The organism is Nocardioides sp. URHA0032, from assembly GCF_000620645.1.
In the GTDB taxonomy this organism is placed as follows: Bacteria; Actinomycetota; Actinomycetes; order Propionibacteriales; family Nocardioidaceae; genus Nocardioides.
On the sequence record NZ_JIAV01000021.1, the window covers coordinates 1 to 19,095 of the forward strand.

Consider the following 19,095-nt stretch of genomic DNA (forward strand, 5'->3'; position numbering starts at 1 on the left):
GCGGCAGTGTCGGCCGGTGTTGACCTGACGTCGCACTCCTTCCGCCACTTCGCGGCGTCCGCGTTGATCTCGGGCGGCGCCTCGGTGAAGCAGGTACAGGCATTCCTCGGCCACGCCTCGGCGGTCATCACGCTGCGGACCTACTCGCACCTGTGGCCGGGCGACGAGGACCGAACCCGGAACGTGCTGGACGCCGCGCTCGATCCGTTCAGTGCCCGTGCGGACTCTGTGCGGACTGAGGCGGCGTCCAGTGAGTGAAAGCGCAGGCCAGCGGCCTGTGCGCGAGCTCAAGCCTTCTTGGTCTCCCAGAAGATCTCCGCGATCTCGTCGATCTTCGCGAGCAGCTCGTCGGCCTTGCCGGCGTCCAGCTCACCCTTGGTGCCGGCGGCACCCGCGAGCTTGGTGGCCTCGTTCACGAGGGTGTGCAGCTGGGGGTACTTCTCGAAGTGCGGCGGCTTGAAGTAGTCGGTCCACAGCACCCAGAGGTGGTGCTTGACCAGCTCGGAGCGCTGCTCCTTGATCAGGATGGCGCGGGTGCGGAAGTCCGGGTCGTCGTTGTCCGCGACCTTGGCGATGATGGCCTTGATCGACTCCGCCTCGATGCGGGCCTGCGCGGGGTCGTAGACACCGCAGGGAAGGTCGCAGTGGGCGGAAACCTCGAGGGTGGGGGCGAACAGTCGCGCAAACATGCGGGTCCTCTCGTCTTCGGTTGTCCTGGTCTAACGCTGCGACACTACTCCGCGTGTGGACGTGGGGCTTCGCGGTGGTCAGGGGCCGGTCGATGCTGCCGGCGCTCCGGCCCGGGGACCGGCTGCTGGTGTCCTACCGGCGCCCCGTCCACGCGGGCGACCTCGTCGTGGCCCGCCTCGCCGACGGGACGATCGCGGTCAAGCGCGCGGTCGGACGACGGGTCACCGCGTCGGGCGAGCCGGCCTGGTGGCTGCTGTCGGACAACCCCGCCGAAGGCGTCGACTCGCGACACCGGGGGCCGGTGCCCGACCCGGACGTGATCGCTGTCACCGTCGCCAGGATCTGGCCCCGGCCACGGCGGCTCTGACGCTGTGCCAGACTGCTGAGCGGGAGAACCCCGAGGTCCGACGGTTCCGCGCACCACCCCTCGCGCGTCGAGCCGCCACCTCCTCAGAGAGCGTCCGCACGTCCCGACGGAAAGCATCCCCATGTCTGCTCCGCACCCGCACGCCGGCGACCCGGTCTTCGACCTGCACGTCGGCGGCAAGATGGCGGTCCGCGCCACGGTCCCGCTCGAGGGTCGCGACGACCTGTCGCTGGCCTACACGCCCGGCGTCGCCCGCGTCTGCGAGGCGATCGCGGGCGACCCGTCGCTGACCCAGCACTACACCTGGGTGCCCAACACCGTCGCGGTCGTCACCGACGGCACCGCCGTGCTCGGTCTCGGCGACATCGGACCGGCCGCGGCCATGCCGGTGATGGAGGGCAAGGCGGTGCTGTTCAAGCAGTTCGGGAACGTCGACGGCGTACCGATCTGCCTGGACACCACGGATGTCGAGGAGATCATCGAGACGGTCGCGCGGCTGGCGCCGAGCTTCGGGGGCATCAACCTCGAGGACATCTCGGCGCCGCGGTGCTTCGAGATCGAGACGCGGCTCAAGGCCATGCTGGACATCCCGGTCTTCCACGACGACCAGCACGGTACGGCGGTGGTCGCGCTGGCCGCCCTGTGGAACGCGCTGACGCTGACCGGTCGTGACGCGGCGACCACGCGGGTGGTGATCTCGGGCGCGGGCGCCGCGGGCGTCGCGATCGCGAAGATCCTGCTCGAGGCCGGCATCAAGGACCTCGCGGTCACCGACCGGAAGGGGGTCGTGCACTCCGGGCGCAGCGACCTGACGCCGGTCAAGCGGGAGCTCGCCGAGATGACCGCCGACAAGACCGGCCGCACCGGCACCCTCGCCGAGGCGCTGGACGGCGCCGACGTCTACCTCGGCGTCTCCGGCGGCACCGTGCCCGAGGAGGACGTCGCGCGGATGGCCGCGGACTCGATCATCTTCGCGATGGCGAACCCCAACCCCGAGGTCCACCCCGACGTCGCCCACCGGCACGCTCGCGTGGTCGCCACCGGTCGATCGGACTTCCCGAACCAGATCAACAACGTGCTGGCGTTCCCCGGCATCTTCCGGGGCGCCTTCGACGTGCACGCCACCGCGATCACCGAGGGCATGAAGCTCGCGGCCGCACAGGCGCTCGCCGACCTCGTCGGCGACGCGCGCGCCGAGGACTACGTGATCCCGTCGCCCTTCGACCCGCGGGTCGGGCCTGCGGTCGCGACGGCCGTGGCGGCCGCCGCACGGCGGGACGGCGTGGCGCGCCGGTAGGCGAGCCCTCGATAGGTTGGGAGCATGTTCGCCGTCTACACCGACACGTTCTCGAAGGACGACCCGCTCTCGGCACTGCAGGTGGGGGAGCGGCCGGACCCGGAGGTCCCCGACGGGTGGACCACGGTGACCGTCAAGGCCGCCTCGCTCAACCACCACGACCTGTTCTCGCTGCGCGGCGTCGGCCTCCGCGAGGAGGCGCTGCCGATGATCCTCGGCTGTGACGCCGCCGGATACGACGAGGAGGGCAACGAGGTCGTCGTGCACGCGGTCATCAGCGACCCGTCGTGGACCGGCGACGAGACCTTCGACCCGAAGCGGTCGCTGCTCTCCGAGCGCTACCAGGGCGCCCTCGCCGACAAGGTCGCGGTGCCGCGGCGCAACGTGGTGCCGAAGCCGGCGTCGCTGTCCTTCGAGGAGGCCGCCTGCCTCCCGACGGCGTGGCTCACGGCGTACCGGATGCTGTTCACGCGCGGTCAGCTGAGGGCCGGCGAGACCGTGCTGGTGCAGGGTGCCGGCGGCGGGGTCGCCACGGCCGTCATCACGCTCGCGCGCGCGGCCGGGCTGCGGGTCGTCGCGACCAGCCGCGACGAGGCGAAGCGGCAGCGGGCGGCGGACCTCGGCGCGCACGAGGTGTTCGAGTCCGGCGCGCGGCTGCCGATGAAGGTCGACGCGGTGATGGAGACCGTCGGCCGGGCGACCTGGTCGCACTCCATCCGCTCGCTGCGCCCCGGCGGCCGGATCGTCACCTCCGGCACGACGTCCGGGCCGGACCTCGACGACGCCGAGCTGACCCGCATCTTCTTCCTCCAGCTCAGCGTCATCGGCTCGACGATGGGGACCCGCGACGAGCTGGCATCCCTGGTCTCGATGCTCGACGCGACGGGCGCGCGGCCACTGATCGACCGGGTGCTGCCGATGGCCGAGGCGCGCGAGGGGTTCGCCGCCATGCTCGACGGGGAGCAGTTCGGCAAGATCGTGTTCACCCGATGACGCACCTCGTCACCGGAGCGGGCTCCGGTATCGGCGCGGTCCTCGCGCGCCGGCTGCTCGAGCGTGGCGACGCGCTCGTGCTGGTCGCCCGCTCGGAGGAGCGGGCCGAGGAGCTGCGCTCGTCGTACGACGGCGCCGACGTGCAGGTCGCCGACCTCGCCTGGCCGGAGACGGTCGAGTCGCTGCGGCTCCCGGACCGGCTCGACTCGGTGGTGCACGCCGCCGGGGTCGTCGAGCTCGGCCCGGTCGGCGAGCTCTCCGTCGACGACTGGGCCACGCAGCTGCGGGTCAACCTGGTCGCGCCGGCCGCGCTCACCCGGGTCGCGCTCCCGGCACTCCGCGCGGCCCGCGGCACCGTCGTCTTCGTGAACTCCGGCGCCGGCCTCGCCGCGCACCCCGGCTGGTCGGCGTACGCCGCCTCCAAGCACGGCCTCCGCGCGCTCGCCGACGCGCTCCGGGGCGAGGAGCCGGACCTGCGGGTGTCGACGGTCTACCCGGGCCGGACCGCGACGCCGATGCAGGAGGAGGTGCACCGCCAGGAGGGCAAGGAGTACGACGCGGGCGCCTGGATCCGGCCCGAGACCGTCGCCGACGCCATCCTGCACGTGCTCGACCTGCCCCGCGACGCGACCATCCCCGACCTCACCGTCCGTCCGGGGTAGTCCCTGACGAAAATGCTCTCGACACGCCGTCCGGAGAGCATTTTCGCCAGGGACTACGGCGCTGTCAGGGCTTCGAGCGCCAGTTCAGGGCGCCGACGAGCACCATCCGGAGCTGGGTGCGGGCCTGCTCGACCAGCTGCTTCTCGACGTCGGGACGGCCGGCAGCGCTGAGGATGGACTCGGCGGTGGACACCATCGCGGTGACGATCAGGTTCGACAGCACCCCGAGGTCCTCGGGGGACCAGGTGTCGGTGCCCGGCAACCTGGCCAGGTCGGTGGAGAGCTCGCGCTCGAAGAGCTCGATCTGGTGCCGGATCTCGTCGCGGACGCCGGGTGGCCCGGCTGCCCGCTCGCGGGCGATGAACAGGAAGTGCGCCCGGTGGCCGTGCACGTGGTCGACCAGCACCGACACCGAGCGGTCCACGATGTCCGCCAGCGCCGGGTCACCGCGACGGATGTCGCGCATCATCGTGCGCAGCGAGGCGAACGCCTCGTCGACGAGCGCCAGGCCGAGCGCGTCGATCGAGTCGAAGTGCCGGTAGAACGCGGTGGGCACGATGCCGACCTGCTTGGCCACCTGGCGCAGTGAGATGGCCGCGAGGGTGCTCTCGTCGGAGAGCTCCAGCGCCGCGTCGAGGATCGCGCGCCGCGTGCGCTCCTTGCGCTCCACCCGGGAGACCGGCTCGGTCATGCCCTCAGGCTAGACCCCGGTGCACGCCCGTGCTCCCGCTCGGGGCGGCGTGGCGGGGGTCACCGCCGCGGCCCTTGACCGTACTCGCGGTATGCGCCGACACTGTCAGTGTACGAGTGTTCACTGAGAGGAAGGAGCGGACGTGAACCGGATCCTCCGGTCCCGGGCGCTGGCGGCCCTCACGTCGCCGCACGGCGTGGACCGCTACCTCGAGCAGCTGAACCCGATGTGGGCCGCGCACGAGGTGCGTGCCCGGATCGTCTCCGTCCACCGCGAGGTCGACGTCCCCGGTCACCCGCCCGTCGCCACGGTCACCCTCCAGCCCACCTCGACCTGGGCGGGACACCGCGCCGGCCAGCACGTGCAGGTCGGCGTCGAGGTCGACGGCGCCCGCCGTACGACGCGGGTGTTCTCGATCTCCAGCCCCGAGTCCGGACCGGGCGACCGGTTCACGATCACCGTTCGCGCCAACCCCGGCGGGGTGGTGAGCCGCTACCTGGTCGAGCGCGCGGCGGCGGGCACGATGGTGCACCTCTCGCAGGCGCGGGGCGAGTTCGTGCTGCCGGCCCGGGTCCCCGAGCACGTGCTGATGATCAGCGGCGGCTCCGGCATCACCCCGCTGATGTCGATGTTGCGCACCCTGCAGCGCCGCACGCACCGGGGCCGGATCACGTTCCTGCACTACGCACAGAGCCCCGACCACCAGATCTTCGCGGCCGAGCTCGACGAGGTAGGGCGGTCCGGCCACGGCATCGACGTCCACCTCCTGCACCCCGAGCTCGGTGACCCGAACCTGTCGCCGGCCTACCTCGAGCGCCTCGTCCCGGGATACCGCGAGGTGCCTACCTGGGCCTGCGGTCCGGCGCCGATGATCGAGGCCGTCCGGGCGACGTACGACGGGTCGGACGCGCTCCGGGTCGAGTACTTCCGCCCGCCACGGGTGCGCGCCGGCGCCGAGGGCGGCGACGTCGTGTTCGAGCGGTCCGGGCGGACCGTCGCCGGATCGGGCGCACCGCTGCTCGAGCAGGCCGAGGCCGCGGGCCTCACGCCGGAGTCCGGCTGCCGGATGGGCATCTGCCTGTCGTGCACCACCCGCAAGACCGAGGGCACCGTGCGCAACGTGCTCACCGGTGTCGAGTCCTCGCTGCCCGACGAGGACATCCAGATCTGTGTGAACGCCCCCGTCGGCGACTGCGTCGTCGACCTCTGAGGAGGACAGCCATGACCGAGCCGAAGCTGACCAAGGACGAGCTCGACGCGTTCGGCGAGGAGCTCGATGCCGTACGCCGCCGCATCCTCGACGACCTCGGTGAGGAGGACGCGGCGTACATCTGCAACGTCGTCAAGACCCAGCGCGGCCTCGAGGTCGCCGGTCGCGCCCTGTTCTACCTGCCGCCGGCCTGGCCGCTCGCGGTCGCGGCCCTCTCGGTCTCCAAGATCCTCGACAACATGGAGATCGGCCACAACGTGATGCACGGCCAGTACGACTGGATGGGCGACCCCGCGCTGAGCTCGCGGATGTACGAGTGGGACAACGTCTGCCCGAGCGAGCAGTGGAAGTACAGCCACAACTACATCCACCACACCTACACCAACATCCTAGGGAAGGACCGCGACATCGGGTACGGCATCCTGCGGATGGACGAGGACCAGCCCTGGCACCCCTACTACCTGGGCAACCCGCTGTACGCGTTCCTGCTGATGGTCTTCTTCGAGTGGGGTGTCGCGATGCACGACCTCGAGGTCGAGAACATCGTCGCCGGGCGTCGGAAGATGTCGGAGAACAAGGCCCTGCACGCCGGGATCATGCGCAAGGTGAAGCGCCAGGCGCTCAAGGACTACGTGCTGTTCCCGGCCTTCACGGGGCCGCTGTTCCCGCTCACGCTGGCCGGCAACGCGACCGCCAACCTGGTGCGCAACATCTGGGCGTTCAACATCATCTTCTGCGGCCACTTCCCGGCCGGCGTCGCCACCTTCAGCCAGGAGGAGTGCGAGGACGAGACGCGGGGCCAGTGGTACTACCGGCAGCTGCTCGGCTCCGCGAACATCACCGGCGGCAAGCTCTTCCACGTGCTGACCGGCAACCTGTCGCACCAGATCGAGCACCACCTGTTCCCGGACCTGCCGGCCCGCCGGTACCCCGAGATCGCGGCCGAGATCCGCGACATCTGCGAGAGGTACGGCCTGCCCTACCACACCGGTCCGTTGCACCGGCAGCTCGGCAGCGTGGCGCGGAAGATCTGCCGGATGGCGCTGCCGGGCCGGCCGCGTGGGCAGGAGCACGTTGTGGCCGAGCCCGTCGCCGCCTGAGGATGGCCACATGAAGGACCACCTCAGTCGCAACGAGATCCGCAAGGACGCCGTTCAGGACTCGGTCGAGGCCGCCGCCGGGATGGTCGGCCAGGTGGCCACGATCCTCACCGGCGCCGTCCGCGACGTCGCCGGGGCGATCGGTGGCTTCGCGACCGAGATCTTCGAGATCCGCGACTCCACCCGCCGGGCGGCCGCGGAGCACGAGCTGCCCGGCAGCAACGACCGGTAGCCGGTCAGCGTCCGTCGTACAGGTCGGTGTCGCCCCTGCCCTTGGCGTCGCGGACGCTCTTGTCGGAGTAGCCGCGTGACGCGCGCGGCCAGAACGCGAACGCCGCGAGCGCGACCACGACGACGGCGACGACGATCCAGAGCATCCCGGGCTCCTAGAGCGGACCGTTGAACTGCGGGTTCGAGCGGTTGCTCCCGTTCTGCCCACCCGCGGCGGCGTCGCGCTTGAGGCGGCGGACGTCGTCGTCCACGATGCCGCGCTGCCGCGGCCAGAACGCGAACACGGCGAGCGCGACCACGACGGCGGCGATGACGATCCAGACGACCATGAGGGCCTCCCCCGCGGATGGTTGGTCAGTGGAGCGTACCCCCCGGGCGTCCGGCTGGACCGCGCCCGCCGTCCGTCCCCGCGGCGGGTCCGGGGGCGTCGAGGATCCGCACCAGCTTCTCCGGCGCGCAGCAGCGGTACGACTCGGTGACCAGCTCCGCGACCTCGGCCCAGTCGGTGTCGTCGTCGAGCACCATGCCCACGATCGTCGGCGACCAGGGCGGCTTGTAGAACGGCAGCCCGGCGTGGGTGAGGGCGAGCAGCTCGTCGCCGGTGGCCCGGAAGGTCAGGACGGTCCTGGTCGAGTCGTCGCCGGTGATCTCGCGGTACGCCGACTCGAACCCCGGCTGCGCGACCATCACGTGGGCGAACGTCGTCGTCCTGATGCGCCAGCGGACGCCGGTCCAGGCGTCCTCCTCGCGGGCCTCGGGCAGCGACATCGCAACCGTCCGGAGCCGGAGGACGACGTCCTCGGCGGGCTCGATCCTGGCGACCACCTCAGCCGAACGACATCCGGAACTCAGCCATCCGGAAGGACCCCAGCTGCCGCGCGGGCCGCAGCCAGCCCAGCGGCCCGTCCGCAGCGAAGTCCCAGTGGCCCCGGCAGGGCAGCGCCTTCGACGACCCCTGCAGGACCGCCGAGCGCTCCTCGCCGTCGGTGTCCTCGATGCCGGGCTGCCACGTGCTGCCCCTGAACGGCACTCGGACCATCGCCCGGGACACGTCGGAGAACGTCGCGGACGCGATCGGCCGGCGACCGAAGGAAGCCGACCAGTCCGTGGTCGAGAGCGGTCCGCGGTGCTCGGTGTCGAGCTCGAAGTCGCACAGCCCCTTGGGGATCGCCCACAGCTCGCGGCCGCCGGCGACCGAGGCGGGGGAGTCCACCCAGATGTCGGTGATCGACACCCGGCGGCCACGCTGGCCCTCGACCGGGACCGGCCGCGCGACCAGCAGCTCGGAGTAGGTCAGCGGCGACCCGGGCTCGTAGCTGACGAACGCCGCGCCGTACACGCCGGCGGGCCGGAGGGCGTCGACGTCCTCACCGAGCCTGAACAGCGAGAGCCAGAGCTGGCCGACCATCCGCCACGGCGCCGGCGGGTAGGCGGTCGGGGAGTCGGAGGTGTGCTCGCTCGTCTGCTCGGCCATGCCCGCATCCTGCCGCACCCGGACCCGCGACAAAAGTGTCAGTCGAGTGACAGAATTGCCCGGTGCAGACCCCACGCATCACCACCCGCGTCGACAGCTCCGAGCCACGCTTCGTCGGGTACCCGGCACCCGCGCCGGATGCCCCGAACGTGCTGATCGTCGTGCTCGACGACATCGGCTTCGCGCAGCTCGGCTGCTTCGGAGCCGGCTTCCGGACGCCGAACATCGACCGGGTGGCGGCGCAGGGTCTCCGGTACAACCGGTTCCACGTCACCGCGGTCTGCTCGGCGAGCCGGGCCGCGCTGCTCACCGGTCGCAACCACCACGCGGTCGGCATGGGCGTCACCCAGGAGGCCGCACTGGGCTTCCCCGGCTACCACGGACGGATCCCGCCGAGCGCCGCCACGATGGCGCGGGTGCTGCGCGACCACGGCTACAACACGATGGCGGTCGGCAAGTGGCACCTGACGCCGAAGGGCGAGTACTCCGCCGCCGGCCCGTTCGAGCGCTGGCCGCTGGGACTGGGCTTCGAGCGCTACTACGGGTTCCTGGGCGCGGAGACGAACCAGTGGGCGCCCGAGCTGGTCCGCGACAACACCCACATCGAGCCGCCCCGGACACCCGAGGAGGGCTACCACCTCACCGAGGACCTGGTCGACCAGACGATCCGGATGATCCGGGACCAGCAGCAGGCCGCCGCCCGCAAGCCGTTCCTCTGCTACCTCGCCACCGGCGCCGCGCACGCGCCGCACCAGGTGACCGAGGAGTGGGTGGCGCCGTACCGGGGCCAGTTCGACGACGGCTGGGAGGCCTGGCGGCAGCGGGCCTACGACCGGCAGGTCGCCGAGGGCGTCGTACCGCCGGACACCGTGCTGACCGAGCGCCCGCCGTGGGTGCCGGAGTGGGAGAGCCTCCCGGCCGAGGAGCGTCGGCTGTTCGCGCGCTACATGGAGGTGTTCGCCGGGTTCGTGACCCACACCGACCACCACCTCGGGCGGCTCTTCGACTTCCTCGACGAGCAGGGCATCGCGGACGAGACGCTGGTGATGGTGCTGTCGGACAACGGCGCGAGCGCCGAGGGCGGCCCCACCGGCACCTTGAACGAGGCGGCCGGCTGGCTCGGGCTCACCGAGGACGTCGGCACTGCGCTCGAGCACATCGACGAGATCGGCGGGCCCGACGCGAACAACCACTACCCGTGGGGCTGGGCGTGGGCGGGCAACGCGCCGCTGCGCCTCTGGAAGCGGTACGCCTGGCTCGGCGGCGTGCGGACGCCGCTCGTCGTGCGGTGGGGCGACCGGCTCGCCGAGCGCGGGGGAGTGCGGCCGCAGTTCTGCCACGCCGTCGACCTGTACGCCACCGTGCTCGACGCGGCCGGCGTCGAGATGCCCGAGACGGTCGACGGCGTCACCCAGCAGCCGATCGACGGCGCGTCGATGCTCGCGAGCTTCGCCGACCCGGACGCGGCCGAGCACCGTCGGCTCCAGTACTTCGAGATGATGGGCTCGCGCGGCATCTACCACGACGGCTGGAAGGCCGTGACCGACCACGTCGCGAACCAGTTCGGCGAGCGCGAGCACGTGATCGGCAGCCACGACTTCGACACCGACCGCTGGTCGCTGTACCGACTCTCCGAGGACTTCTCAGAGTCCACGGACGTCGCCGACGAGCACCCGGACGTCGTACGCCGCCTGGAGGGGCTGTGGTGGGCCGAGGCCGGCCGCAACCAGGTGCTCCCGCTGTTCGAGTTCCCGGCCTCGATGGCCCACCTGCACCCCGGCGAGTTCCCGCCGCCGGCGTCCGCGACGTACCGCCCGGGCGGCGGCCCGGTCCAGGAGAGCCAGCTCCCGGCCGCGATGGGCGGCTTCGTGCTGACGGCGTACCTCGAGGTCCCGGCCACCGGCGGAGAGGGGATCGTCGCCGCGCTCGGGGACCGGCACGGCGGCTGGGCGTGCTACCTCCTCGACGGCCGTCCGACCGCGACGTTCGCTCTCCTCGACGGGCCGGTGCGGCTCGCGGCGACCGACCCGCTCGCTCCGGGAGCGCACGTCCTGGAGCTGCGCTACGAGCCGGGCCGCTCGGCGCGGGTGGTGCTCGCCGTCGACGGCGCCGACGTCGCGGAGGCGCCGCTGCCCGGCCTGATGTTCTTCCCGAACCTCTCGACCGCCGGGGCCGGCCTGCTGGTCGGCCGCGATCGTGGCGTCGCGGTGAGCCGCGACTACCGGCCGCCGTTCACGTTCAGCGGCGTCCTCGACCGCGTGGAGCTCCGCAGCGGCCGGCCGGACGCCCGGCCCGAGCGCGGCACCGAGCTGAAGGCGGCCGTCGCGAGTGACTGAGCCGTCGGCGGGCCGCCGCGAGCAGCACAAGGCCGACACCCGGCGAGCACTCGAGGACGCCGCGCTCCGCCGCTTCGCGGCGGACGGGTACGACGCCACCTCGGTCGAGGCGATCGCGGCGGACGCCGGTGTCTCGGCGCGCACGTTCTTCCGCTACTTCGCCGGCAAGGACGAGGTCCTCGACATGGGCCGCATCGAGCGGCAGGCCGAGCTGCGCGAGCTGGTCGCCGGTGCCGAGGGTCGCGGCCTGGCGGTGGTCCGCGCGGCCGTCGTACGGGTCGCCGACGGCTTCGGCGACGACCGGGAGCGGGTCGCGCTGCGCCAGCGGGCGGCCGCGACGTCGCCGGTGCTACGGGGTCGGCTCTTCGACACCTTCGCCTCGTGGGAGCACGCCCTGGCCGCGGCGCTGGTCGCGCGTGGCGAGACGGACGCCGAGATCCTCGCGGGGGTGGGCATCGCCGTCTTCCGCGCGGCCACCGCGGCCTGGCTCCGCGACGGTGGTGACCTCGGCAGGCTCGTCGACCGGGGGTTCGACGCGCTCGTGTGAGAATCGGGGCTCGGCACGTCTCGGAGGATCCAAGGCAACATCGAGCGGGCCGGCTTCGAGGCGTTCGTCGAGCAGCTGACCGGGATGAACCCCACCCGGTTCTTCGACACCTGGCTGACCTCCCCGACCTGGCTCCCGAGCTAGGGGTTGTCGTGGGAAACCCGACGACACGCCGGTCGTCCTGCGGCGTGTCGGTCGGGTTTCTCCGGTCAGCCGGAGAAACCCGCCCTGTTCAGTCCTCCGGGTCGTCCAGCCGCGCGAGCCACGTCGCGAACCGCTCGACGGCGGTCTCGAACTCCGGGTGCGTGTCGGTGAACTCCTGGAGCCGCTCGGCGAGCCAGGCCAGGGTGACCTCCTCGTCCCCCCGGCGCTTCTCGAGCTCCTCGATGCCCCGGTCGGTGAAGTACATCAGGCCTCCCCGGCCGGGGCCGGGACCGTCGAGTGACGCGAAGTGGCTGCGAATCGGGCCGAAAGACAGCCAGTTCGCGTCACTCGACGACAAACCACGGTGACCCCCGTCAGCTGAACGCGCGGGCGACGAGGTCCTTCTGCTCCTCGGCGTGCCGCTTCACGGTGCCGACGGAGGGGGAGGAGGACTCGGTGCGCGAGACGAGCTCGACCTGGGCATCGACGTGCGCCCAGACGTTGAGCGCGTAGTGCGGCCACGCGCCCATGTTGGCGGGCTCGTCCTGCACCCAGCGCACGGCCTTGAGCTTCGGGAAGCGCGCGATCTCGTCGCGGATCTCGGCCTCGGGCCGCGGGTAGAGCTGCTCCACCCGGGCGATCGCGAACCGGCCGGCGTCCTCGCGCTTGGCGCGCTCGACCATCAGGTCCCAGGTGACCCGGCCCGAGCACAGCAGCAGCGTGTCGACCTGGTCGGGGTCGGCCTGCGCGTCGGTGATGAACGGCCGGAAGGTGCCGGTCGTGAACTCGTCCGGGGTGGAGGCCGCCTCCTTGCGCTTCAGCATCGACTTGGGCGTGAAGACGATCAGCGGCTGGTGGTCCTCACCGAGCGAGTGCTTGCGCAGCAGGTGGAAGTACGACGCGGGCGTCGACGGCTGGGCGATCACGAACGCGTCGTCGGCGGCCATGGTCATGAACCGCTCGATCCGCGCGGACGAGTGGTCCGGTCCCTGGCCCTCGTAGCCGTGCGGCAGCAGCAGCACGACGCCCGACTGCTGGCGCCACTTGGTCTCACCGGAGGTGATGAACTCGTCGATCACCGTCTGGGCGCCGTTGACGAAGTCGCCGAACTGGGCCTCCCAGAGCACGAGTGCCTCGGGACGGGCGACCGAGTAGCCGTACTCGAACCCGAGCGCGGCGTACTCCGAGAGCAGCGAGTCGTAGATGTAGAACTTGGCCTGGTCCTCGGTGAGGTTGGCCAGCGGCGTCCACTCGTCGGCGTTGTGGCGGTCGATGATCGTCGCGAACCGGGAGACGAAGGTGCCGCGGCGCGAGTCCTGGCCGGCCAGGCGGACCGGGCGGCCGTCCATCAGCAGCGAGCCGAGCGCCAGGATCTCGCCGGTGCCCCAGTCGATCGGGCCGGCCGCGATCGCGGCCGAGCGGCGTTGGAGCTGCGGCATCACCTTCGGGTGCACGGTGAAGCCGTCCGGCGGCGTCACGTAGGCGTCCGCGATCCGCTTCATCACCTCGGTGGAGACCGCGGTCCGGGTCTCGCCGCTCGGCTTGTCCGGGTAGTCCGGCACCGTCGTCCACTCCGCGGGCTGGCTGCTCGCCTCGCGCACCTCGGTGAAGACCCGCTCCAGCTGCTGCTGGTAGTCGCGCAGGACCTGCTCGGCCTCCTCGATCGTGATGTCGCCACGACCGATGAGGGACTCGGTGTAGAGCTTGCGGACCGAGCGCTTCTGCTCGATCAGGTCGTACATCAGCGGCTGGGTGTACGACGGGTCGTCGCCCTCGTTGTGACCCCGCCGCCGGTAGCAGACCAGGTCGATGACGACGTCCTTGTTGAACGCCTGGCGGTACTCGAACGCCAGCCGCGAGACCCGGATGCACGCCTCCGGGTCGTCGCCGTTCACGTGGAAGATCGGCGCCTGGACCATCCGCGCGACGTCGGTGCAGTACAGCGACGAGCGCGACGAGCCGGGGGAGGTGGTGAAGCCGACCTGGTTGTTGACGACCACGTGGATGGTGCCGCCGGTGCGGTAGCCGCGCAGCTGCGAGAGGTTCAGCGTCTCCGCGACCACGCCCTGGCCGGCGAACGCCGCGTCGCCGTGCACGAGCAGCGGCAGGACGGGGTACTCCCGGCCACGGTCGAGCACGTCCTGCTTGGCTCGGGCGATGCCCTCGAGCACCGGGTCGACGGCCTCGAGGTGCGAGGGGTTCGCGGCGACCGAGACCTTGATCTCGGCACCGGAGCCGGCGACGAACTCGCCCTCGGCGCCGAGGTGGTACTTCACGTCGCCGGAGCCCTGGACGGTGCGCGGGTCGATGTTGCCCTCGAACTCGCGGAAGATCTGGCTGTACTTCTTGCCGACGATGTTCGCGAGCACGTTCAGCCGGCCACGGTGCGCCATGCCCATCGTGACCTCGTCGAGCCCGGCCTCGGCCGCCGCCTCGCAGATCTCGTCGAGGACCGGGACCGTCGTCTCGCCGCCCTCGAGGGAGAACCGCTTCTGGCCGACGAACTTGGTCTGGAGGAAGGTCTCGAAGGCCTCGGCCTGGTTCAGCTTGAGCAGGATCCGCAGCTGCTCCTCGCGGGGCGGCTTGGTGTGCGGCTGCTCGACCCGCTCCTGGATCCAGCGACGCTGCTCGGGGTCCATGATGTGCATGTACTCGATGCCCGTGGTGCGGCAGTACGAGTCGCGCAGGATGCCCAGGATGTGGCGCAGCTTCATGAACCGCCGGCCCTCGCCGCCGAACGACCCGGTGGCGAACTCGCGGTCGAGGTCCCACAGGGTCAGGCCGTGCGACTCCACCTCGAGGTCGGGGTGGCTGCGCTGCCGGTACTCGAGGGGGTCGGTGTCGGCCATCATGTGGCCGCGCACCCGGTAGGCGTGGATCAGCTCGAGGATCCGGGCCTGCTTGCTGATCTCGTCGTCGTGGGACGTCGAGATGTCGTTGGCCCAGCGGATCGGCTCGTACGGGATCCGCAGCGAGCGGAAGATCTCGTCGTAGAACTCGTCCTGGCCCAGCAGCAGCTGGTGCATCCGCTTGAGGAACTCACCCGACTGCGCGCCCTGGATGACCCGGTGGTCGTACGTCGAGGTCAGCGTCATGACCTTGCTGATCGCGTTGCGGGCGATCGCGTCCTCGGACGCGCCCTGCCACTCGGGCGGGTACTCCATCGCGCCGACGCCGATGATCGCGCCCTGGCCCTTCATCAGGCGCGGCACCGAGTGCACCGTGCCGATGCCGCCCGGGTTGGTCAGCGAGATCGTCGTGCCCTGGAAGTCCTCGATCGTCAGCTTGCTGTCCCGGGTCTTGCGCACGATCTCCTCGTACGCCGTCCAGAACGCCGCGAAGTCCATCGACTCGGCGGCCTTGATGCTCGGGACGAGGAGCTGGCGCGTGCCGTCCGGCTTCTTCACGTCGATCGCGAGGCCGAGGTTGATGTGCGCGGGCGTGATCAGGTTCGGCTTGCCGTCGACGACGTCGAAGCCGACGTTCATCTCCGGCATCGACGTCAGCGCCTTGACCAGCGCGTAGCCGATCAGGTGCGTGAAGGACACCTTGCCGCCGCGGGCCCGGGCCAGGTGGTTGTTGATGACGGTGCGGTTGTCCCAGAGCAGCTTGACCGGCACCGAGCGGACCGAGGTCGCGGTCGGGACCGAGAGCGAGGCGTCCATGTTCTGCACCGTGCGGGCCGGGGCACCGCGGAGGACGGTGTACGTCGGCTCGTCGCTGGCCGCCGGCGGGGCCGGGGGACGGGACTCCTTCGGGACCGGGTTCGAGGTGCCCTTGGCCGGCTCGGCGGCCTTGGTCTGCGGGCGCGGCTTCGCGACCGGGGCGGGGGTCGGGGTCGGGTCCTTGTGCTCGACCTGCTTCGGCTCCGGAGCCTTGGTCGGGGTCGGCGCAGAGGACGATGTCGAGGTCGACGTCGAGGTCGAGGCCGAGGCCGGTGCCGGCTTCGCGGCCGGGGCCGCGTGCGACGTGCCGTTGGACGGCGCCGCGCCAGGCTTGCCGTTGCCCTGGAAGTACTTCACCCACGTCGGATCGACGCTGCCGGGGTCCCGCTGGTACTGGTCGTACATCTCCTCCACGAGCCACTCGTTGGCGCCGAAGTCGGCCCCCTCGAAATGGCTGGGGACGGCGGACTTGTTGCCTGGGGACTGCGGCACGGTTTGATTCGCCTCTTCCGGAACGTGCACGGGGGTAGTTCAGTCGTCAAGGCTAGACCCCCGCCCCAGCAAATGCAGACTGCCGGGGTGGCATTTCGGCGTGGTGTGCCCCGAGCCACATCCGCGTCGCTCACACTGCCGGGCAGACCCACCGGAAGAGCGCTCGAACAGGGGAGTCCCGGAGCATGACGAGACCAGTACGACGAGCCGGCCGCGCGACCGTGGCGGCGCTCATCCTCACCCTCGGGGCCACGGGCTGCAGCGCCGGCTCCGACGACGACGGCGGCTTCACCGGCGCTCCCGGGTCCCCGGGCGCGTCGGTCGACCACGCCGTCGAGTCCCAGGTGTCGTTCGGGACGATCACCGGGAGGCTCACGCCCGAGGTCCGGCAGCGCCTCGCGCAGCAGGTCGGCGACGTAGTCGACGGCTGGACCGAGGCGGCGTACCTCGGGGGCGGCTACCCCCGCCGGGACTTCGCCGACGCATGGCCGGGGTTCACGCCCGGCGCACAGGAGGAGGCGCACGGCGACCGGGCGCTGATGAGCAACGAGGACATCGGCGACCGGATCGACGGCGTCACGCCGCACCGGAGCGTGGTCCGCATCGACGTGCTCGCCGTGAAGCAGCACCCCGTCGGCGTGACCGCCCACGTGTTCCTCGGCTTCGGCACCACGGGTGACCTCGAGCGGGAGGTGCGGGTCAAGGGGCGACTGTTCCTCACGCACACCGACGACGGTTGGCGGGTCTTCGGCTACGACATGACGAAGGGGGCGGTGTGATGAGCCGCTGGCGGAGGACGCTCCGGCTGGTCACGGTCGGGCTGGTGCTGGCGATCGCGGCGCTCGTCGTGCCGGACTCCGCGGTGAAGACCACCGAGGTCGCCCTGGTGAAGGTCGACCAGGCGAACGGCGTCGACCTCAGCCCCGACGTCATCTGGATCCTGGCGGTCGGCTCGGACGCCCGCCCCGGCGAGGACATGACGCACACCCGCGGTGATGCGCTCCAGCTGGTCGGCATGGACACGAGGACCGGCGCGGCCACGGCCATCGGCGTCCCCCGCGACTCGTGGGTCGAGATCCCGGGCCACGGCTTCGACAAGATCAACGCGTCCCTCTACTACGGCGGTCCGCAGCTGCTCGGCCAGACGGTCGGCAACCTGGTCGGCATCCAGCCCGACTACGTCTTCATCACCCGGTTCAAGTTCTTCCAGGCGATGATCAAGGACATCGGCGGCATCGACGTCGACAATCCGATCGCCTTCGACGACACCTACCTCAAGCCGCAGGGCTTCCCGAAGGGCCGGATCCACCTCGGTGGGTACGACGCGATGGCGTTCTCCCGCATCCGGCACAACCTGCTCCGCGGCGACTTCGACCGGTCCGCCAACCAGCAGCGCGTGCTGCGCGGCATCCAGGCGAAGGTGCGCGCGAAGGCCGACGTCCCCGGCTTCATCGAGAAGGGCGTGCTGTCGGTGATGGCGCACCTCTACACGAACCTGCCGCCCGCCGAGCTGTTCAGGCTCGCCGAGGCGATGGCGCAGGTGGAGCCGCGGAAGATCACCAGCTGCGTGGTCCAGGGCGGCATCGGCGACATCGGCGGGGCCAGCGTCGTGCTGCCGTCCACCGACATGGCGCGCCGGCTCGGCGACGAGGCGCGCACCGACGCGACGATCGAGCACTGCTGACCCGGAGCTGTCCGGGGCGGCAGGGCCCGATCGTCGCGGTTGCTGCTGGTGGTGACCGGGGTCAGTTCGGGCTGATGTGACCGCCCGCCCAGGCGAGGTCGAGGATCGCCCCGTCGGGGATCAGGTCGGGCAGGGTCAGCGTGAGCGCCCGCGTCTCGACGCCGGTCCAGCTGTTGCGGCTGATCACGCGGTACTTCAGGAAGTTCCCGCTGCCGAGGTCGACGATCTGCCCGGCCCGGGTCGGGACCGCGATCTCCTCGCCGTTCAGCGTGATCTTCGCGATCGAGGTCTGGACGGTGCGCTGGACCTTGGTGGTGTCCGCGGCCTTGCGGAGGTTGACCTTCGAGGTGATGCCGTCGATGACCAGGCCGATGCTCGGCACGTTCAGCGAGCCGATCGTGGTCCGCACGAAGCCGCGGGCGGCGCCGTTCGGGCTCTGGTCGCCCATCAGGTCGTACTGGACGCCGGTCATGCCGACCAGGCCGCCGAGCACGCGGACGTCGGCGATGCTGTGCTTCTGCACCTTGCCGTTGCTGCCCGAGCAGGGGAGCGACTGCTCCTCGAGCCCGCCGAGGCTGACCAGGTCGTTGCTGCCCAGCAGGGCGAGGCCCATCGCACGGGACTGGAAGACACCCGCCGGCACCGGCTCGTAGATCGCGGTGCGCGCGCGGCCGAGGGTGATCTCGGTCGGGTGGCCGGTGGCGGTCACGGTGAGCCGCAGCGCGTAGCTCTGCGAGGACGCGGAGTGGTCGGTGGTCTTGCCGGACTTCACGCCGGCCAGGCCGATGCTGCCCAGGCCGGGGATGTCGATGGTGTCGCCGGCCTGGTGGAGCACGTCGATCACCTGGCCGACGATGTCGCCGGTGGTCTGGCCGAGGACGTCGAGGAGGTCCTGGAGCTCCTGCGGGACCTGGTCGGGCAGGTTGCCGATGGAGAGCCCGCCGAACGAGAAGCCCTCGGTGTGCCCGAAGGTGCCGTCGGCCTTCTGGAACGCGTCCGCGGTCGAGACGAGGCCCGTGAGGTCGAGCGTCGGGGTCTGCTGGCCCTGGAACTCTCCGCCGAGCGAGAGGTCGCCGATGGTGCTGACACCGCGGACGCCGTGCACCCCGTCCTTGCGGTAGGTCTGGGTGTACGACGTCGACAGGCCGCCCGCGACCAGCGGGATCCCCAGGTCGCTGATCTCGGCGCCCTTGGTGACCTCGCGGCCGGCGTACCGGGTGCAGCGCTGCTGGGCGAACGCGGTCTTGGCGTTGCGGACCTCGACACCGTCGAGCAGCAGCTTGGTGCCGTAGACGGTGCCCTTGTAGCCGAGGTCGGTCTTCACCGGGGTGCCGGCACCACGCTCCGCGTGGCGGCCGGTGTGGTGCGCCGCGTCGGCGGCCGGAGTGGTGGCAAGGGCACCGGCGAAGCCGGCGGCGCAGACCGAGACGGTCGCGACAGCCCTGCGGAGGGGCGAGGTGTTCAAGGCGGTTTCCTGCTCTCTCAGATGCCGGAGCCGCTGCGTCCCTCCCC

Annotated in this window: 21 protein-coding genes; 12 read left to right on the forward strand and 9 right to left on the reverse strand. The window is 71.3% G+C overall.

The genetic code is table 11. The features are described from left to right. The coding region (locus tag N538_RS25110; protein ID WP_036570366.1) for a tyrosine-type recombinase/integrase at window positions 1-258 on the forward strand (258 nt) is incomplete at its 5' end. Between the two features lie 29 nt (window positions 259-287). On the opposite strand, the gene sodN is transcribed toward N538_RS25110, so the two are convergent. Further along, window positions 288-689, reverse strand: a complete 402-nt coding sequence (gene sodN / locus N538_RS0112115; RefSeq protein WP_028637527.1) for a superoxide dismutase, Ni — start codon at window positions 687-689, stop codon at window positions 288-290. Between the two features lie 53 nt (window positions 690-742). Between sodN and N538_RS0112120 the strand changes: the two genes are divergently transcribed. From N538_RS0112120 to N538_RS0112135, 4 genes are all read left to right on the forward strand, one after another. Continuing rightward, window positions 743-1,057 carry a S24/S26 family peptidase gene (locus N538_RS0112120; protein WP_028637528.1) on the forward strand — a complete coding sequence of 105 codons (315 nt, stop codon included), beginning with the start codon at window positions 743-745 and terminating at the stop codon, window positions 1,055-1,057. Window positions 1,058-1,178: 121 nt separating this feature from the next. Then, a complete protein-coding gene (locus N538_RS0112125) occupies window positions 1,179-2,354 on the forward strand; it encodes an NAD(P)-dependent malic enzyme (protein ID WP_028637529.1) in 1,176 nt (391 codons plus the stop codon). Between the two features lie 24 nt (window positions 2,355-2,378). Continuing rightward, complete coding sequence (locus N538_RS0112130) at window positions 2,379-3,347, forward strand: zinc-binding dehydrogenase (RefSeq protein ID WP_028637530.1); 969 nt, start codon at window positions 2,379-2,381, stop codon at window positions 3,345-3,347. Further along, window positions 3,344-4,009 carry an SDR family oxidoreductase gene (locus N538_RS0112135; RefSeq protein WP_028637531.1) on the forward strand — a complete coding sequence of 222 codons (666 nt, stop codon included), beginning with the start codon at window positions 3,344-3,346 and terminating at the stop codon, window positions 4,007-4,009. The genes N538_RS0112130 and N538_RS0112135 overlap by 4 nt, the downstream gene beginning before the upstream one ends. A gap of 64 nt (window positions 4,010-4,073) precedes the next feature. On the opposite strand, the gene N538_RS0112140 is transcribed toward N538_RS0112135, so the two are convergent. Next, window positions 4,074-4,700: a TetR family transcriptional regulator gene (locus N538_RS0112140; protein ID WP_028637532.1), complete on the reverse strand. Its 627-nt coding sequence runs from the start codon at window positions 4,698-4,700 to the stop codon at window positions 4,074-4,076. A gap of 142 nt (window positions 4,701-4,842) precedes the next feature. On the opposite strand from N538_RS0112140, the gene N538_RS0112145 reads away from it, so the two are divergent. The 3 genes from N538_RS0112145 to N538_RS0112155 are packed head-to-tail and all read left to right on the forward strand — an operon-like array spanning window position 4,843 to window position 7,242. After that, window positions 4,843-5,910 (forward strand): ferredoxin reductase, encoded by a 1,068-nt coding sequence (locus N538_RS0112145; RefSeq protein ID WP_051549229.1) that lies wholly within the window; start codon window positions 4,843-4,845, stop codon window positions 5,908-5,910. Between the two features lie 11 nt (window positions 5,911-5,921). Beyond that, window positions 5,922-7,010: a fatty acid desaturase family protein gene (locus N538_RS25115; protein WP_036570370.1), complete on the forward strand. Its 1,089-nt coding sequence runs from the start codon at window positions 5,922-5,924 to the stop codon at window positions 7,008-7,010. Window positions 7,011-7,020: 10 nt separating this feature from the next. Continuing rightward, on the forward strand, window positions 7,021-7,242 hold the full coding sequence (locus tag N538_RS0112155; RefSeq protein WP_028637534.1) for a hypothetical protein: 222 nt from the start codon (window positions 7,021-7,023) through the stop codon (window positions 7,240-7,242). 4 nt (window positions 7,243-7,246) lie between these two features. Here the strand turns inward: N538_RS0112155 and N538_RS28430 are convergent, their stop codons facing one another. The 4 genes from N538_RS28430 to N538_RS27420 are packed head-to-tail and all read right to left on the reverse strand — an operon-like array spanning window position 7,247 to window position 8,715. Beyond that, window positions 7,247-7,387: a hypothetical protein gene (locus tag N538_RS28430; protein WP_155992077.1), complete on the reverse strand. Its 141-nt coding sequence runs from the start codon at window positions 7,385-7,387 to the stop codon at window positions 7,247-7,249. Window positions 7,388-7,396: 9 nt separating this feature from the next. Beyond that, window positions 7,397-7,570 carry a hypothetical protein gene (locus N538_RS28435; RefSeq protein WP_155992078.1) on the reverse strand — a complete coding sequence of 58 codons (174 nt, stop codon included), beginning with the start codon at window positions 7,568-7,570 and terminating at the stop codon, window positions 7,397-7,399. A gap of 25 nt (window positions 7,571-7,595) precedes the next feature. Further along, window positions 7,596-8,066: an MmcQ/YjbR family DNA-binding protein gene (locus N538_RS25120; protein WP_197025328.1), complete on the reverse strand. Its 471-nt coding sequence runs from the start codon at window positions 8,064-8,066 to the stop codon at window positions 7,596-7,598. A 1-nt stretch (window position 8,067) separates the two neighbouring features. Further along, window positions 8,068-8,715, reverse strand: coding sequence for an acetoacetate decarboxylase family protein (locus tag N538_RS27420; RefSeq protein WP_051549230.1), 648 nt, complete (start codon window positions 8,713-8,715; stop codon window positions 8,068-8,070). 62 nt (window positions 8,716-8,777) lie between these two features. Here N538_RS27420 and N538_RS25130 point away from each other — a divergent pair, with 62 nt between their 5' ends. Beyond that, on the forward strand, window positions 8,778-11,051 hold the full coding sequence (locus N538_RS25130) for an arylsulfatase (RefSeq protein ID WP_051549231.1): 2,274 nt from the start codon (window positions 8,778-8,780) through the stop codon (window positions 11,049-11,051). After that, a complete protein-coding gene (locus N538_RS25135) occupies window positions 11,044-11,598 on the forward strand; it encodes a TetR family transcriptional regulator (RefSeq protein ID WP_051549232.1) in 555 nt (184 codons plus the stop codon). The genes N538_RS25130 and N538_RS25135 overlap by 8 nt, the downstream gene beginning before the upstream one ends. Window positions 11,599-11,830: 232 nt before the next feature. Here N538_RS25135 and N538_RS29005 read toward each other — a convergent pair whose 3' ends face one another. Together N538_RS29005 and N538_RS0112195 are read right to left on the reverse strand one after the other, a co-directional pair. Next, window positions 11,831-12,007: a DUF6104 family protein gene (locus N538_RS29005; protein ID WP_180936248.1), complete on the reverse strand. Its 177-nt coding sequence runs from the start codon at window positions 12,005-12,007 to the stop codon at window positions 11,831-11,833. A gap of 109 nt (window positions 12,008-12,116) precedes the next feature. Continuing rightward, window positions 12,117-15,899, reverse strand: coding sequence for a multifunctional oxoglutarate decarboxylase/oxoglutarate dehydrogenase thiamine pyrophosphate-binding subunit/dihydrolipoyllysine-residue succinyltransferase subunit (locus N538_RS0112195; protein WP_028637535.1), 3,783 nt, complete (start codon window positions 15,897-15,899; stop codon window positions 12,117-12,119). A 185-nt stretch (window positions 15,900-16,084) separates the two neighbouring features. On the opposite strand from N538_RS0112195, the gene N538_RS0112200 reads away from it, so the two are divergent. Both N538_RS0112200 and N538_RS0112205 read left to right on the forward strand, forming a co-directional pair. Then, complete coding sequence (locus N538_RS0112200; RefSeq protein WP_155992079.1) at window positions 16,085-16,678, forward strand: hypothetical protein; 594 nt, start codon at window positions 16,085-16,087, stop codon at window positions 16,676-16,678. After that, on the forward strand, window positions 16,678-17,583 hold the full coding sequence (locus tag N538_RS0112205) for an LCP family protein (RefSeq protein ID WP_036570373.1): 906 nt from the start codon (window positions 16,678-16,680) through the stop codon (window positions 17,581-17,583). Before N538_RS0112200 ends, N538_RS0112205 begins: the two co-directional genes overlap by 1 nt. Before the next feature lie 61 nt (window positions 17,584-17,644). Here N538_RS0112205 and N538_RS0112210 read toward each other — a convergent pair whose 3' ends face one another. Next, window positions 17,645-19,048, reverse strand: coding sequence for a choice-of-anchor P family protein (locus tag N538_RS0112210; RefSeq protein ID WP_028637538.1), 1,404 nt, complete (start codon window positions 19,046-19,048; stop codon window positions 17,645-17,647). Window positions 19,049-19,095: the final 47 nt, after the last annotated feature.